The 14,081-nt window shown below is 68.9% G+C and carries 15 protein-coding genes; 13 read left to right on the top strand and 2 right to left on the bottom strand.

What is annotated here, in order from left to right; genetic code table 11:
- Positions 1-158: 158 nt before the first annotated feature.
- The 12 genes from ACY1JX_RS08965 to ACY1JX_RS08910 all read left to right on the top strand — a co-directional run bounded on the left by ACY1JX_RS08965 (position 159) and on the right by ACY1JX_RS08910 (position 11,745).
- Entirely contained in the window at positions 159-1,160 is a 1,002-nt protein-coding gene (locus tag ACY1JX_RS08965) for a DUF6801 domain-containing protein (RefSeq protein WP_462563752.1), read from the top strand.
- A gap of 63 nt (positions 1,161-1,223) precedes the next feature.
- The gene (locus ACY1JX_RS08960; protein ID WP_286930433.1) at positions 1,224-2,204 is read left to right on the top strand and encodes an ABC transporter ATP-binding protein; all 981 of its coding nucleotides are present in this window, start codon (positions 1,224-1,226) and stop codon (positions 2,202-2,204) included.
- A gap of 2 nt (positions 2,205-2,206) precedes the next feature.
- Positions 2,207-2,980 carry an MlaE family ABC transporter permease gene (locus tag ACY1JX_RS08955; RefSeq protein ID WP_181756164.1) on the top strand — a complete coding sequence of 258 codons (774 nt, stop codon included), beginning with the start codon at positions 2,207-2,209 and terminating at the stop codon, positions 2,978-2,980.
- Position 2,981: 1 nt separating this feature from the next.
- Complete coding sequence (locus tag ACY1JX_RS08950) at positions 2,982-3,809, top strand: MlaE family ABC transporter permease (RefSeq protein ID WP_286930431.1); 828 nt, start codon at positions 2,982-2,984, stop codon at positions 3,807-3,809.
- Complete coding sequence (locus ACY1JX_RS08945; protein WP_286930429.1) at positions 3,809-5,125, top strand: MCE family protein; 1,317 nt, start codon at positions 3,809-3,811, stop codon at positions 5,123-5,125. Before ACY1JX_RS08950 ends, ACY1JX_RS08945 begins: the two co-directional genes overlap by 1 nt.
- Positions 5,122-6,204, top strand: a complete 1,083-nt coding sequence (locus ACY1JX_RS08940) for an MCE family protein (RefSeq protein WP_181753972.1) — start codon at positions 5,122-5,124, stop codon at positions 6,202-6,204. Before ACY1JX_RS08945 ends, ACY1JX_RS08940 begins: the two co-directional genes overlap by 4 nt.
- Entirely contained in the window at positions 6,195-7,184 is a 990-nt protein-coding gene (locus ACY1JX_RS08935; protein ID WP_181753974.1) for an MCE family protein, read from the top strand. Before ACY1JX_RS08940 ends, ACY1JX_RS08935 begins: the two co-directional genes overlap by 10 nt.
- The gene (locus tag ACY1JX_RS08930; protein WP_286930424.1) at positions 7,181-8,356 is read left to right on the top strand and encodes an MCE family protein; all 1,176 of its coding nucleotides are present in this window, start codon (positions 7,181-7,183) and stop codon (positions 8,354-8,356) included. The genes ACY1JX_RS08935 and ACY1JX_RS08930 overlap by 4 nt, the downstream gene beginning before the upstream one ends.
- Positions 8,356-9,456, top strand: a complete 1,101-nt coding sequence (locus tag ACY1JX_RS08925) for an MCE family protein (RefSeq protein WP_181753978.1) — start codon at positions 8,356-8,358, stop codon at positions 9,454-9,456. The genes ACY1JX_RS08930 and ACY1JX_RS08925 overlap by 1 nt, the downstream gene beginning before the upstream one ends.
- Positions 9,453-10,727: an MCE family protein gene (locus ACY1JX_RS08920; RefSeq protein WP_181753980.1), complete on the top strand. Its 1,275-nt coding sequence runs from the start codon at positions 9,453-9,455 to the stop codon at positions 10,725-10,727. The genes ACY1JX_RS08925 and ACY1JX_RS08920 overlap by 4 nt, the downstream gene beginning before the upstream one ends.
- Positions 10,724-11,245, top strand: coding sequence for a pilus assembly FimT family protein (locus ACY1JX_RS08915; RefSeq protein WP_181753982.1), 522 nt, complete (start codon positions 10,724-10,726; stop codon positions 11,243-11,245). The genes ACY1JX_RS08920 and ACY1JX_RS08915 overlap by 4 nt, the downstream gene beginning before the upstream one ends.
- On the top strand, positions 11,242-11,745 hold the full coding sequence (locus tag ACY1JX_RS08910; RefSeq protein WP_286930418.1) for a hypothetical protein: 504 nt from the start codon (positions 11,242-11,244) through the stop codon (positions 11,743-11,745). Before ACY1JX_RS08915 ends, ACY1JX_RS08910 begins: the two co-directional genes overlap by 4 nt.
- Positions 11,746-11,841: 96 nt before the next feature.
- Here ACY1JX_RS08910 and ACY1JX_RS08905 read toward each other — a convergent pair whose 3' ends face one another.
- Together ACY1JX_RS08905 and ACY1JX_RS08900 are read right to left on the bottom strand one after the other, a co-directional pair.
- Entirely contained in the window at positions 11,842-12,675 is an 834-nt protein-coding gene (locus ACY1JX_RS08905; RefSeq protein WP_462563751.1) for a calcium-binding protein, read from the bottom strand.
- Between the two features lie 83 nt (positions 12,676-12,758).
- Positions 12,759-13,472 (bottom strand): class E sortase, encoded by a 714-nt coding sequence (locus ACY1JX_RS08900; RefSeq protein WP_462563750.1) that lies wholly within the window; start codon positions 13,470-13,472, stop codon positions 12,759-12,761.
- Positions 13,473-13,619: 147 nt separating this feature from the next.
- On the opposite strand from ACY1JX_RS08900, the gene ACY1JX_RS08895 reads away from it, so the two are divergent.
- On the top strand, positions 13,620-14,078 hold the full coding sequence (locus tag ACY1JX_RS08895) for a MaoC family dehydratase (RefSeq protein ID WP_286930413.1): 459 nt from the start codon (positions 13,620-13,622) through the stop codon (positions 14,076-14,078).
- Positions 14,079-14,081 lie beyond the last annotated feature (3 nt).

The raw sequence follows: 14,081 nt of genomic DNA, 5'->3' as shown, positions 1-14,081 counted from the left end.
TCCCTCGACGGACGAGAGTGGCTTGCATCACAGTGCAACTAGAGGTTACAGTCGACGCGATTGCGACCCGGGGGTGGCAATCAGCCGGGTCTGTCCAGTCGTGAAGCGAGGAAACCATGCGCTTGAGCGCTCATGTACGTCGAGGCCTTCGCCTCGCGGTGGCCAGTGCCGTGGTCGGTGGCGGCGCCATCGCCTTCTCCGCGCCCGCGCAGGCCGTGCCGGCCAGCATCGACCGTGTCCCCTACGTCTGCAAGGCGCTGAACTCCACGATCGACCTCTCGCTCCAAGGGCCCAAGCAGTTCTACGTGACGTCGCAGACCGATCTGCCTGCGAGCGTCGAAGCCGGTGCAACTGTGCCCGCGACCGAGACGTCGCTGACGCTCGCGCTGTCGACCGCGCTCGTCGATCGGCTCTACGGACCGATGAAGGTGCGCCGGGTCAAGGGTTCCTCGACCACGAAGGTCGACCTTCAGGCCGTGGCGCCCGGGGGCGAGCTCGTCGAGACGATGAGCCCCGACGTCAAGGGACCCAACGGCGAGCCGGGACCCCTGGTCAACGACTGGGTCGACCTGACCGAGGGCAGCGAGGTGTCGATCGTCGCTCGCGGCAGGGTCGACGCCGTCGACGTGCCGCAGGCCGCTGACGGCAACGGCCTCATCTACGTCCAGATGCCCCTCAGCTTCACGCTCCACTCGGAGATGGACCCGCCGGTCGTCGGATCGATCTCCAAGGCCGACCTGCGGTGCACCCGCGGAGTGTTGAACTCGGCCGGGGACGGCGTCGTTCCCGACAAGGAGCAGCGCATCATCGGCACCATCGCGGTCGGAGCGGGCTGCTCCCAGACCGAGTGCCCGCCGCCGCCTGTCGGGTCCGGGACCGAGACACCTGAAGATCCCGACGTTCCCGACGGAAGCGGAACCGACCCCGAGGTGATCGACCCGGTCAACCCCGACGATCCCACCGACGTCAGCGACAGCGGGTACACCTGGGAGGACAGCGACGGCGACGGCGTGGCGGACACCACGACCAGCGTCTCCGCCGAGACGGCCGAGCTCCCTGCGACCGGGTCCCCGTTCGCTGCCGGCCTGGCCGCCCTCTTCGGCCTTCTCGTGGCGATCCGCCTGGCGCTCGCGGTGAGGGAGCGGCGCGCCGGCGCGTGATCCGGACGAGTTCCTCCAGGTGCCCGCGAACGCGCGGGCTCCGTCCCCCTGACAAGGAGCCCCATGGGTGTCGAAGTTCGCGTCGAAGGCCTGACCAAGACGTTCGGTCAGCAGACGATCTGGCGTGACGTGTCGCTGACGCTGCCCGCCGGGCAGATCAGCGTCATGCTCGGCCCGTCGGGCACCGGCAAGTCGGTGTTCCTCAAGGCGCTCATCGGCCTGCTCAAGCCCGACGAGGGACACATCTTCATCGAGGGCACCGACATCGCCACCTGCAGCGAGCGCGAGCTCTACGAGATCCGCAAGCTGTTCGGCGTGCTGTTCCAGGACGGGGCCATGTTCGGGTCGATGACCCTGTTCGACAACGTGGCCTTCCCCCTGCGCGAGCACACCCGCAAGAACGAGACCGAGATTCGCGACATCGTCATGGAGAAGATGTCGATGGTCGGCCTCGTGGGCGCCGAGATGAAGCTCCCCGGTGAGATCTCCGGCGGTATGCGCAAGCGAGCCGGCCTCGCTCGTGCGCTGGTGCTCGAGCCCGAGATCATCCTGTTCGACGAGCCGGACTCCGGCCTGGATCCGGTGCGCACCGCGTTCATCAACCAGCTCATGGTCGACCTGAACGCCCAGACCGAGGCCACCTTCCTCATCGTCACCCACGACATCAACACCGCGCGCACGGTGCCCGACAACATCGGCCTGCTCTACCACCGCCACCTCTCGATGTTCGGTCCCCGCGAGATGCTGCTCTCGAGCGAGGAGCCGGCGGTGCGCCAGTTCCTCAACGCCCAGACCGTGGGGCCCATCGGCATGAGCGAGGAGAAGGACGCAGACGAGCTCGCCGCCGAGGACCACACCACGCTGCCGCCGCTGCCGCCCATCCCGCTCCAGCTCTTCCCGTCGGACGGCCGCCCTCGCGCCACGCAGGCCGAGCCGGGGGCCTGGTGCGCCGCCCACGGTGTCATCCCGCCGCCGGGCTCCTTCGAGAACGACGGCTCGGGGTTCATGTCCCCGTCGCCGCAGTCCGTCGGCGGTGCCCGTTGAGCCTGATCGCCACCGTCACGGCGCCGCTGGCGACCGCAGGACGACTCTTCGCCTTCGGCACTGACGTGCTGATCGCCGTCTTCCGCCGGCCGTTCCAGTTCCGCGAGTTCATCCAGCAGGCGTGGTTCATCGCCTCGATCACGATCATCCCGATCGCCCTGGTGGCCATCCCGTTCGGTGCCGTCGTGGCGCTGCAGACCGGCAGCCTCGTCCAGCAGTTCGGCGCGCAGTCGTTCGTGGGCTCGGCCGCGGTCCTGGCGGTGCTGCGCGAGGCTGCCCCGATCGCCACGGCGCTGCTGGTGGCGGGTGCCGGTGGGTCCGCGATCGCTGCCGACCTCGGAGCCCGCAAGATCCGTGAGGAACTCGACGCGATGATGGTGCTGGGTATCGACCCGATCCAGCGTCTCGTCGTGCCGCGGGTCCTGGCCTGCATGCTCGTGGCCGTCTTCCTCAACGGACTGGTCAGCGTCGTCGGCGTGCTCGGCGGCTACATCTTCAACGTCGTGCTCCAAGGGGGCACCCCGGGCGCCTACCTGGCCTCGTTCACGGCGCTCGCCCAGACGCCCGACCTCTACCAGGGCATGGCGAAGGCCCTCGTGTTCGGCCTGATCGCCGCGCTCGTGTCCACCTACATGGGGATGCACGCCGACGGCGGTCCGCAGGGCGTCGGCCAGGCCGTCATGGAGTCGGTCGTCATCACCTTCCTCCTCCTGTTCATGGCGAACTTCGTCATGAGCGCGCTGTACTTCCAGCTCGTCCCGGCGAAGGCGTTGTGACGTGGTCGACGTCAAGAGCGCCTACCGGCGGCCCCTGAGCACGCTGGACGACCTCGGACTCCAGCTCGCGTTCTACATCCGCACGATCGCGTGGATGCCCCGCGTGGTCATGAGGTACCCGCGGGAGATCCTGCGCCTGCTCTCCGAGGTCACCTTCGGGCGCGGCTCGCTCGCAGTGATCGGCGGCACGGTCGGCGTCATCACGACGATGTCGTTCTTCACCGGCGTCGAGGTCGGCATGCAGGGCCACAGTGCCCTGGAGCAGCTGGGCACCAGTGCGTTCTCCGGCTTCTTCTCGGCGTACTTCAACACGCGCGAGATCGCGCCGCTCGTCGCCGGCATCGCGCTGGCCGCCACCGTGGGCTGCGGCTTCACGGCGCAGCTGGGCGCCATGCGGATCTCCGAGGAGGTCGACGCGCTCGAGGTCATGGCCATCCCGTCGCTCCCCTACCTGGTGACGACGCGCGTGATCGCCGGGCTCATCGCGATCATCCCGCTGTACATGCTCGGACTGATGGCCTCGTACTTCGCGACCAAGCTCACGGTGACGGCCATCTATGGTCAGAGCGAGGGCACCTACGACCACTACTTCAACCTGTTCCTCCCGCCGGAGGACGTGCTCTGGTCGTTCTTCAAGGTGCTGGTGTTCGCGTTCCTCGTGATCCTCATCCACTGCTACTACGGCTACTACGCCAGCGGTGGCCCCGTCGGCGTCGGCGTGGCGGTGGGTCGCGCCGTCCGCACGTCGATCGTCGTCATCAACGTCGCGGACCTCATGATGTCGATGGCGATCTGGGGCACCACCACGACCGTCAGGCTGGCCGGCTGATGCCCCGCGTCTCGACGATGGACCGTCCTGCCGTGGTCCGCGGCCTCGGCGTCGTCATGGTCGCCCTGGTCGCCGGGTCGGTGTTCCTCACCTACGCGATGTTCACGAAGCTGTTCTCCGACGACGTCCCCGTCACGATCCGCAGCTCGAGCGCCGGCCTGCAGCTCAATGCCAACGCCGACGTCAAGCTGCGCGGGGTGATCGTCGGCCGGGTCGACGAGATCACCTCGGAAGAGGGCCAAGCGGTGATCCACCTGGCACTCGATCCCGAGCAGCAGCCACTGATCGCCGCCGACGTCCAGGCGTTCGTCGTCCCCAAGACGCTGTTCGGCGAGAAGTACGTCGACCTGCAACCGGTCGCTCAGTCGTCGGGACAGCCGATCGAGGCGGGGGACGAGATCGTCCAGGCGGCGCTGCCGTCGGACGTGGAGAACCTGCTGACCGACCTCGACCCCCTGCTGACGGCACTCAATCCCGAAGACCTGTCGTACGTTCTCACGGCGCTGTCCGACGCGCTCTCCGGCCAGGGCGAGACGCTCGGCACGGGCCTGGAGACGCTGTCGGCCTACCTGCAGAAGATGACCCCACTGGCTCCCGAGCTCGTCGAGGACATCACGCTGCTCGGCGACACGGCAAGGACGTATGCCGACGCGATGCCCGAGATCGGCACGACCCTGCGCAACGCCGTGGTCACGGGCAACACGCTCACGGCTCGCCGGGCGCAGCTGCAGTCCCTGTTCGTGGAGACCGCCGCCTTCGCGACGTCGGCCGAAGCGCTCTTCGACCGCTCGGGCGACGACTTCATCACGCTCGCGCGTGACTCCCGGCCCACGCTCGAGCTGCTGGCCGACTACTCGCCGACCATCGGCTGCGTGCTCCAGGGCATCGACCGGCTCATGCCCGCCATCGACAGCACGTTCCGCAACAACCGCGCCAACGTGTCGATCGAGTTCGCGCCGCGTTCGCCGCGCGAGTACGACGGCCGTGACACGCCGCGCCTGCCCGCCGCCACCGGCGGCCCGGGCTCCTTGTCTCCCAGTTGCGCCACGCTGCCGGGCACGCGGTACACGAAGAAGCGCCCCGCGCCGGGCATGAGCGACTCACTGCTCGAGGAGCTCGGCGTGGGCGGCGACCTCGGAAAGCGAGCGCCGCTGACGGCGCCGACCGTCGTACGCTCCGGCGGCAGTGCCGCCGAGGCCGAACAGGTCAAGGCGATCGTGGCGGCGTCCCTCGGCGTCGAGCCGAAGGACGTTCCCGATGTGGCGACCGCGCTCTACGGGCCGGTCCTGCGCGGAGCGGAGGTGAGCCTCGGATGAGCCGTACCGGACTCGACCGCGCGACCGCGCGCTCGTTCGTGAAGCTGATGGTCTTCCTGGTCGTCACCGGGCTCCTGACGGCCCTGCTGGCGGCGGTCATCGGGAATCGCTCGTTCAGTCGCACGCACGAGTACCGCGCCGTCTTCAGCGACGTCACCAGCCTCGTGGTGGGCGACGACGTGCGCATCGCGGGGGTGCGCGTCGGCAACGTCTCCGACGTCGAGGTGCACTCGGGCAACTCGGCGATCGTGACGCTCAACGTCGACACCGACATCGCGCTCACCCAGGGGACACAGGCCTCCCTGCGCTACCGCAACATGATCGGCCAGCGCTACATCTCGCTCAGCGAGGGCGACGGCCCCGCCGCGCGACTGAAGGAAGGCGAGACGATCGGCCTCGACCGCACCACCCCCGCGCTGGACTTGACCGACCTGTTCGGCGGCTTCCAGCCGCTGTTCGAGGCGCTGTCGCCCGAGGACACGAACCAGCTCGCCTACGAGCTGATCCAGGTGTTCCAGGGTGAGAGCGGCACGGTCGAGTCGCTGTTGGCGCACACCGCCTCCCTCACCGGCACCCTGGCCGAGCGCGACGAGCTGATCGGGTCGGTGATCGACAACCTCACGGTCGTCCTGACCTCGTTCAACGAGCGCGATGACGAGCTGTCCACCGCGATCTCCACCCTGCAACAGCTGATCACCGGGCTGAAGGACGACCGCGGTGTGCTGACCGGGTCGCTCGACGACATCGCCGTGCTGACCGGTGAGACGGCCGGCCTGCTCGACGACGCGGGCCCCGCGATGACGGCGGACATCAAGAACCTGCGCAAGCTGACATCCCAGATCGGCACCCAGAAGGCTCGACGCGACCTGGATCGCACGCTCGGAATCCTGCCGATCAAGATCGATCGCATCGGCCGCACGGGTCAGTACGGGTCCTTCTTCAACTTCTACGTGTGCGAACTCGGGGTCAACGGCAAGGTTCCCTCGCTCAGCGGGGTGCCCGGATGGGAGAAGACCCGTCCGTTCAAGACCACCAGGCGCGTCACCGTGACCGGAGCGGGGGTGAGTCGATGCCGTTGAGGGACATGAAGCCGTTCCGCGAGCGCAATCCTGTGATCGTGGGCGCCGTCTCGTTGGCGATCATCGCCGCGATCCTGCTGCTCGCCAGCCAGGCCGCGCGGCTGCCGATCATCGGTGGCGGCGCCGAGTACGCCGCCGAGTTCACCGAGGTCGGTGGCCTCAAGAAGGGCGACGACGTGCGGCTGGCCGGCGTGCGCGTGGGCGAGGTCGCGGACCTGGAGCTGCACGGCGACAAGGTGCGGGTGGTCTTCCGCGTGAAGAAGGACCGCGATCGGCTCGGCAGCCAGACCGGCGCGTCCGTGCGGATCAAGTCCCTGCTCGGGACGATGTACGTCAGCCTTGAACCCGATGGCTCAGGCACCCTGGCGAAGGGCGCGGTCATCCCGGTCACGCGCACGCAGGCTCCGTACGACATCGTCCAGGCGTTCTCCGGCCTCACCGAGACCACGCAGCAGATCGACAACGACCAACTCGCGCAGGCGCTGGACACGATCAACGACGTGGCCGCGAAGACGCCGGACGAGTTCCGCGAGGCCGTCACCAGTGTCACCGCGCTGTCCAACAGCCTCGCCTCGCGCGATGCCGAGATCAAGACGCTGCTCGAGAACATCGACGGCATCTCCACGGTCCTGGCCGATCGCAACACCGAGTTCGCCAAGCTGTTCGAGGACGGCTCGGTGCTGTTCGAGGCGCTCACCGCACGGCGCGACGCGATCCATGCCGTGCTGGTCGGCGTCACGGACATGTCCCAGGAGATCTCGACCCTGGTCACCGAGACCCGTGCCGACCTCAAGCCTGCCCTCGACCGGCTCGCCGGCGTGGTGGCGGTGCTGCGCAAGAACGAGGCCAACATCACCAGCGCCATCGACCAGCTGCCCGCGTACTACGCGATGGTCGCGAACAACAGCTCCAACGGCCCGTGGCTGGACGCGTACGTCTACAACCTGCTGAGCATCTTCGGCCTGGAGGAGGGTCTGTGAGCGCCTCGACCCGGAACCGCGTCCCGCGCGCCGTCCTCGCCGTCGTCCTCGCCGCGGTGGTCCTGGCGGTCGTGATCGTGCTCGCGATCGTCGGGGGGTCGCGTGCCGAGACCAAGACGATCACGGTCGACTTCGAGCGGTCCGTCTCGCTGTACGAGGGTTCCAAGGTTCGCATCCTCGGCGTCGACGTCGGCACGGTCGAGAAGCTCACCCCGCGCGGTCAGAACGTTCGGGCGCGGATCGCGTGGGACGGCGACTACGACGTGCCGGCCGACGCCCAGGCGGTCATCGTCTCGCCGTCGGTCGTCGGCGACCGCTTCGTGCAACTCGTGCCGGCCTACACCGGAGGAGCCAAGATGCCGGACGGTGCGCACCTCGATCAGTCGAGGACGGGCACGCCGACCGAGCTCGACGAGACGTTCGCGGCGCTCGATCGCGTGGCCACCACGCTGGGGCCCGACGGCCTCAACGAGGACGGCGCCGTGAGCGACCTGCTGGCGAGCTCGGCCAAGAACCTCGACGGGAAGGGTGCCGAGATCCGAGAGAGCATCGAGGCGCTGTCGAAGCTGACGAAGACCGCCGACGGCTCGAAGGACGAGCTGTTCGCCTCGGTCGAGCAGATCGAGCGCTTCGTCTCGGCGCTCGAGGCCAACGACGCCAGCGTCCAGCGGTTCAACGCCAGCCTGGCGGGGGTCTCGGACGTCCTGGCCGACGAAGGCGACGACCTGCAGCTCGCCGTGCGGGAGCTGGCGAGCGCACTCCAGCAGGTCCAGTCGTACGTCGCCGAGAACCGCACGGGACTGCGCCGGAACGTCGATGGGCTCAGCAAGGTCACCAGGTCGCTGGCCAAGCAGCGCAAGGAGCTGGCCGACATCCTCGAGTCCGGGCCGAAGGCACTGTCGAACCTCGCCACGGCGTACAACCCCACCACCGGCACGCTCGATTCACGGACGTCGCTCAAGGGTGCCCGGGACGGGAAGTTCACCGTGATGACCACGCCCGAGCAGGTGGCCGCCTTCTGCGCGCCCGCCAGCGAGCAGAACTCCAAGTACACCTCGGCGTGCTATGCCATGGCCGACGTGCTCACGTGGCTCGGCCGGCAGGCCGACCCGTCCTCGGGAGCCGCGACGAGCGCGCCGACCTCGCTCTCGGACCTGATGGGGGTGGCGTGATGAGTCGGGTCCGCCTCCTCCACGCAGCGGTGGGCACCCTCGGCTCACTCGCCCTGGTGTCCGGCTGTGTGTCGAGCGTCGGCGACCTGCCGCTGCCGGGCGGAGCCGACCTGGGTGACGATCCCTACACGGTCGTCATCGAGTTCGCCGACGTCCTGGACCTCGTGCCCCAGAGCGCGGTCAAGGTCAACGACGTCTCGGTCGGCCGCGTCACGAAGGTCGAGCTCGAGGGCTGGCGCGCGCAGGTCACGGTCAAGATGAACCGCGACGTCGACCTGCCCGACCAGGCCACGGCGTCGATCCGTCAGACCTCGATCCTGGGCGAGAAGTTCGTGTCCCTGGCCGCGCCGGTCGAGGGCGGCGGCGGCCGGCTCGACGAGGGCGACGTCATCCCGATCGAACGGACCGGCAACGCGCCCGAGATCGAGAAGGTCCTGGGGTCGCTCTCGCTCGTCCTCAACGGCGGTGCGCTGAGCAAGGCGCAGGTGATCAGTCGCGAGCTCAACACGGCACTGTCCGGTCGCGAGGCCGACATGCGCACGCTGGTGCGCCGGCTCGACGAGTTCGTCGAGGTCGCCGACGACTCCAAGGACGACATCGTCGAGGCGATCGAGCAGATCGACCGCCTCGCCCGCACCACGAACGACCAGAAGCAGGCGATCGACGCCGCGCTCGACGACCTCCCGGCCGCGCTGGCCACGGTCAACGAGCAGCGGGCCAACCTGGTGAAGATGCTCGCCGCCCTCTCCGAGCTCGGCGACGTCGGCTCCGACGTGATCATCGCCAGCAAGGACGCGCTCACCGCCGACCTCCAGGCACTCGCGCCGGTCCTGGACAGTCTCGGCTCGGCGGGCGACGCGCTCATCACCTCCCTGGAGGTCCTGCCGACCTTCCCGTTCCCGGACTCCCTGCTGGGCGAGACGCCGAAGGAAGCGCGGAACTACCAGATGGGCAACTTCCTCAACGTGTCGATCGACTTCGAGACCGACTTCGCCAAGACGGTCGGGCTCATGACCGAGCGCGAGCGCGCGGCTCTCAAGGAGAGCCTGCGCGAGGAGGACGTCTCCGGCGTCCTGGCCCGAACGGTGGTGACGCCGTGATCACCCGCCGTGTTCGCATCCAGCTGGTGCTCTTCGTGGTGGGCACCCTCATCGCCGCGACCTACATCGGCGCCAACTACGCCCGCGTCGACCGGCTGTTCGGCAGCGGCTACACCGTGACGGTCGAGATGGCCGAGTCCGGCGGCATCTTCACGACCGCCGACGTCACGTACCGCGGCGTCAGCGTCGGTCGAGTGACGGACATGTGGCTCGACGGGGACGGAGTCAAGGTCGAGGTCCACATCGACGAGAAGTCCACGGAGATCCCGGCCGACACCAAGGTGGTCATCGCCAACCGCTCCGCCGTCGGCGAGCAGTTCCTGGACTTCCAGCCACGCAGCGACCGGGGGCCGTTCCTCGACGACGACGCGGTCGTCGCGCGCGAGAACACCGAGGTGCCCATCGACACTCGCACGCTGCTCACGAACGTCAGCGAGCTGCTGTCCTCGGTGAATCCCGAGGACCTCAGCACGGTCATCGCCGAGCTGGGCGACGCCTTCGAGGGCTCCGGCGACGACCTCCGCACGATCATCGACAGCGGCAACTCGTTCATCACGGAGGCCGATCAGAAGTACGAGGTCACCGCGGCGCTCATCCGCAGCTCCTCCACCGTGCTGCAGACCCAGGTCGACTCGCAGGACGACATCCGCACCTTCGCCACCAACCTGCGAGAGCTGTCGACAGCCGTGCGGGCCTCCGACGCCGACCTGCGCCGGGTGATCGACGTCGGAGCGCCCACGGCCACGACGCTGCGCACGGTCGTCGACGAGAACTCGGACCAGATCTCGGCGCTCGTGGAGGACGCCATCACCCTCAACGCCACGGTGAAGGCGAATCTCGGCGGTGTCCGTGGCGTCCTGGTGATCGCGCCCCACGGCGTCGAGAGCGCCTACTCCATCATTGCGAAGGACTCGCGCACCGGTCAGTACGCCGCCCGACTCAGCCTCTCGCTCGAGCCCGAGAACGCGCCGTGCCTCAGCGGCTACGTCCCGTCGGGCCGGCAGCGCACCCCCTTCGATCGCACGGTCGAGAAGTGGGACCGCTCCAAGACCTGCGCCGCGACCAGTCCGCGTGGATCCAAGGCCGGGCCCGCCCGCGTCTCGGGAGCGTCCACGAACTCCACGCCGGACCAGCCCTTGGTCCTGGGCACGTACGATGTGGCGACCAACCGGCTTGAGGTGGGCGATGCGCAGTCGACGATCCCTCAGGCGCTCGATCTCGGCGAGGAGTCGTGGAAATGGATGATGCTCGGGCCCGCGGTGGCGCAGTGACGCGGGGTCGTCTCCTCGATGCCGCCCTGGTCGTCATCGCCGTGCTCGGGCTCGTGGCGGGCATCGCCGTCCTGGCCCGGGGAGCCGAGGTGCCCGCGTACGCCGACACCTCGGCCCGGCAGGACGTGCGGGCCGCGACCGAGCGGTTCGCCGCGGGGATCAACACCTACGACGTCACCGATCTCGACCCCTACGTCGAGCGCATGACCCCGCTCATGACCGACGACCTCGCCGAGCAGTTCGAGGTCTCGACGCAGGATCTGCTGGCCCGCTTCGCCGAGGCGAAGATCGTCACCAAGGGCACCGTCGACCAGGTCGCGATCGACAGCATCGACGCCGACAGCGCCGAGTCCCTCGCCGCGATCACGGTCACCACGAAGCCTGAGAACGTGGCCTACGGCAAGCCACGCCTGCGGTGGCGCGTGTCGCTCGTGCGCGAGGACGGCGAGTGGCTCGTCGACAGCTTCGCCGACGTCGCCGTCGAGGACGAGCCGGCCCAGGACGGGAGTGATCAGTGAGGATCCGCCGCCCCGCGCGCCGCACCGCACTGGTGTGCCTGGCACTTGCCGCTGTCGTGTTCGCCCTCGTGGTGGTGCTGGTGATCCAGCGCGAGGAGGCGTCGGCCGTCGAGCAGTTCGACGTCCAGGACGCCGCCACCGCCGCTGCTTCCGAGGCCATCCCGCGCATGCTGGGCTATGAGCACGCCACGATCGCGGCCGACCTGGACGACGCCACCGAGGTCATGACCAAGCGGTTCGCCAAGAAGTACTCCGAGCTCACGCCGCAGCTCACCGCGACGGCACAGCAGCGCAAGATCGACGTGACCGCGACGGTGCGCATGATCGCCGCCCTGGAGTGCGGTCAGGAGTGCTCCACCACCTCGGTCCGGCTGCTGGCCTTCGTCGACCAGAACCGCACCATCGCGACGAAGCCCGCCTCGCCCGCGGCGCTCTCGATCGTGGTGCGGATGAAGCAGGTCGACGGCGACTGGCTGGTCGACGACCTCACCACCAGCTGATCGAGGTGCCCCTGGGGCGCCCCGATCAGCCGCTGGGTGCCTACGAGATCGTCTCGCAGTTCTGCGGGTCGACGATCGTGTCGCCGGGGTCGGCGCTCACCCAGTCGTCGCCGCCTCCGCACGTGATGCGGTCTCCGGCGGCTCGTCCTTGGCGAAGAACCAGTCCACCCCCGACCCGCCGACGAGGTGGTCGTTCCCCGGTCCGCCCTCGAAGTAGTTGTTGGGCCCGCGCGCGAGCAGCTGGTCGTTGCCGGTGCCGCCGACCAGCGCCGAGCCGTTCGGGCCTCCGCCCAGCGTGTCGTCGCCGGCGGCGCCGTCGACCCGGCCGAGTGGGTGGGCGCCGCCGATCAGGACGTCAGCCGCCGACCCACCGAGGAGGTTCTCGACGTCCGCGTTGATCGAGCCGCTCGTGCCACCGCTGATCCCTGCGCTGCTGCCGATGGCGGCCGACACGGACTTCGTCACACCGGCGTAGGACACGGTGTCGTTCCCGGCTCCGCCCATGAAGGTGGACTTGCTCGTCCCCACGGAACGAAGGAGGTCATCGCCGGTGTTGCCGGCGAGGACCACGGGCATCGAGACCGTCACGCTGACGGAGTCGTTCCCGTCCCTCGCGTCGATGATCACCGAACCACTGGTGACCTGGCACAGCGTGACGTCCGCTGACGTGCCGCAGAGGGGAGTGCCCGCCGGAACGGAGAAGGGCGCCCCAGACGCGTCCTTGAACGTGACCAGGGTCGAGGTTCCGCTGGCGAGGACGGTGTACGAGTTCGCGACACCACTTCCGGCGGTGAGGAAGGTGTCGTCGGTCGACTGTCGCAGCGTGCTGGGGGCGCCGGCGGCGTGGGCGACGCCAGACGTCGAGACGGCGAGGCCGAGTGCGAGCGCAGCGCCGGACGCGAGCACGAGACGGTGATGTGGGTGGTTCATGTCTTCTCCCCGATCGGTATGGAACGGGCGAAAAGTAACACGGAGTTACACCATGCGTCGTGGAGCGGTCTCGGACGCTGGGATCAGACGTGCTCGGTCTTCACGAGCGTCCCGAACACCGCTGAGCGGTTGTCGGTGTGGAAGATCTCCGAGCACGTGGTGAGGGTCAGCAGTGACTCGGTGGGGCGGGCCTTCGTCCTCTGGTCCTTCGACTCCCGGGCCTTCTCGGGCACGGGCTGGACCACCCAGATGTCGGTGAAGTCGACGATGGTGTCGGTGCCGGAGTTCTGCAGCTCGTACGTGTAGACGTGCGTGCGCGTCTCGACCTCGACGAGGTCCCCGGCGCGCAGCTTCGGGAAGTCCTTGAACGGCTGGCCGTTCGTGACGCGGTGGCCGGCGACGGCGAAGTTGCCCTTCTGGCCCGGGCGCTGGGTGTCGGTGAACCAGCCCACGCCCGAGGTGAGCGCGGTGTCGTCGATGCCGGCCACCACCGGCACCTCGAAGTCGTCGCCCCACCGCGGGGCGCGCAGCACGGCGAACACCTGGCCCATGCGGATCTCGTCGCGGGTGGCGTCGCCCTCGCGGTTGCCCTTCCAGTCGTCGGCCAGCGCGACCGCCATCTCGCCCTGGCGCTGCTTCGCGACGATGTTGGTGCCGATGTAGTTCCACGCGGCCCAGCCGAGCCCGAGCACCAGCACGAGGCTCAGCAGGCTCGCCACGAGGCGCGCCGGCCGCAGCTGCGGGGTCGGCTTCAGCTCGGGACGCTCGCGGCGCGGCGGGCCGACGGGGGCGTTCATGTAACCGAGTGTCACATCTGCGCGGCGGCGCGACAATCGAGTCCGCCGAACCCGCGCACCACGGGTCGAGCAGGACCGTTGCCGGTGACCTCGTCCTCGCGGTACGGTGCAGACTAAGCAAGCGCTTAGTCACCCCAGGAGACCCCGATGACCCGTGAGTTCGAGACGATCGCCGACCTGAAGGCCGCCACCGGCCAGGAGCTGGGCACCAGCGACTGGGTCACGGTGACCCAGGAGAAGATCAACCTCTTCGCCGATGCCACCGGCGACCACCAGTGGATCCACGTCGACCCCGACGCGGCCGCGAAGGGCCCCTTCGGCAAGCCGATCGCCCACGGGTACCTCACGCTGAGCCTGCTGCCGGTGTTCACCGCGCAGATCTACAGCGTCAAGAGCGCGGTCATGGGCGTCAACTACGGCGCCAACAAGGTGCGCTTCCCGCACCCCGTGCCCGTCGACTCCCGCGTGCGCGCCACCGCCACGCTGAAGGAGACGCAGGACATCTCGATCGGCACCCAGGTCGTGCTCACCGTCGTCGTCGAGATCGACGGCGTCGAGAAGCCGGCCTGCATCGCCGACGTCGTCTACGTCATCGCCGAGGGCTGATCC

The sequence above is a fragment of the Aeromicrobium sp. JP4 genome, from assembly GCF_054957925.1.
Note: the sequence above shows the minus strand (reverse complement) of the source record. Positions and strands in the feature narration are given on the sequence as shown.

Excerpts from the sequence above, each read along its gene's own strand:
- ACY1JX_RS08895 (WP_286930413.1), top strand. The coding sequence starts at position 13,620 with ATGACCCGTGAGTTCGAGACGATCGCCGACCTGAAGGCCGCCACCGGC.
- ACY1JX_RS08925 (WP_181753978.1), top strand. The coding sequence starts at position 8,356 with ATGAGTCGGGTCCGCCTCCTCCACGCAGCGGTGGGCACCCTCGGCTCA.
- ACY1JX_RS08905 (WP_462563751.1), bottom strand. The coding sequence starts at position 12,675 with ATGAACCACCCACATCACCGTCTCGTGCTCGCGTCCGGCGCTGCGCTC.
- ACY1JX_RS08940 (WP_181753972.1), top strand. The coding sequence starts at position 5,122 with ATGAGCCGTACCGGACTCGACCGCGCGACCGCGCGCTCGTTCGTGAAG.
- ACY1JX_RS08945 (WP_286930429.1), top strand. The coding sequence starts at position 3,809 with ATGCCCCGCGTCTCGACGATGGACCGTCCTGCCGTGGTCCGCGGCCTC.
- ACY1JX_RS08960 (WP_286930433.1), top strand. The coding sequence starts at position 1,224 with ATGGGTGTCGAAGTTCGCGTCGAAGGCCTGACCAAGACGTTCGGTCAG.
- ACY1JX_RS08900 (WP_462563750.1), bottom strand. The coding sequence starts at position 13,472 with ATGAACGCCCCCGTCGGCCCGCCGCGCCGCGAGCGTCCCGAGCTGAAG.
- ACY1JX_RS08935 (WP_181753974.1), top strand. The coding sequence starts at position 6,195 with ATGCCGTTGAGGGACATGAAGCCGTTCCGCGAGCGCAATCCTGTGATC.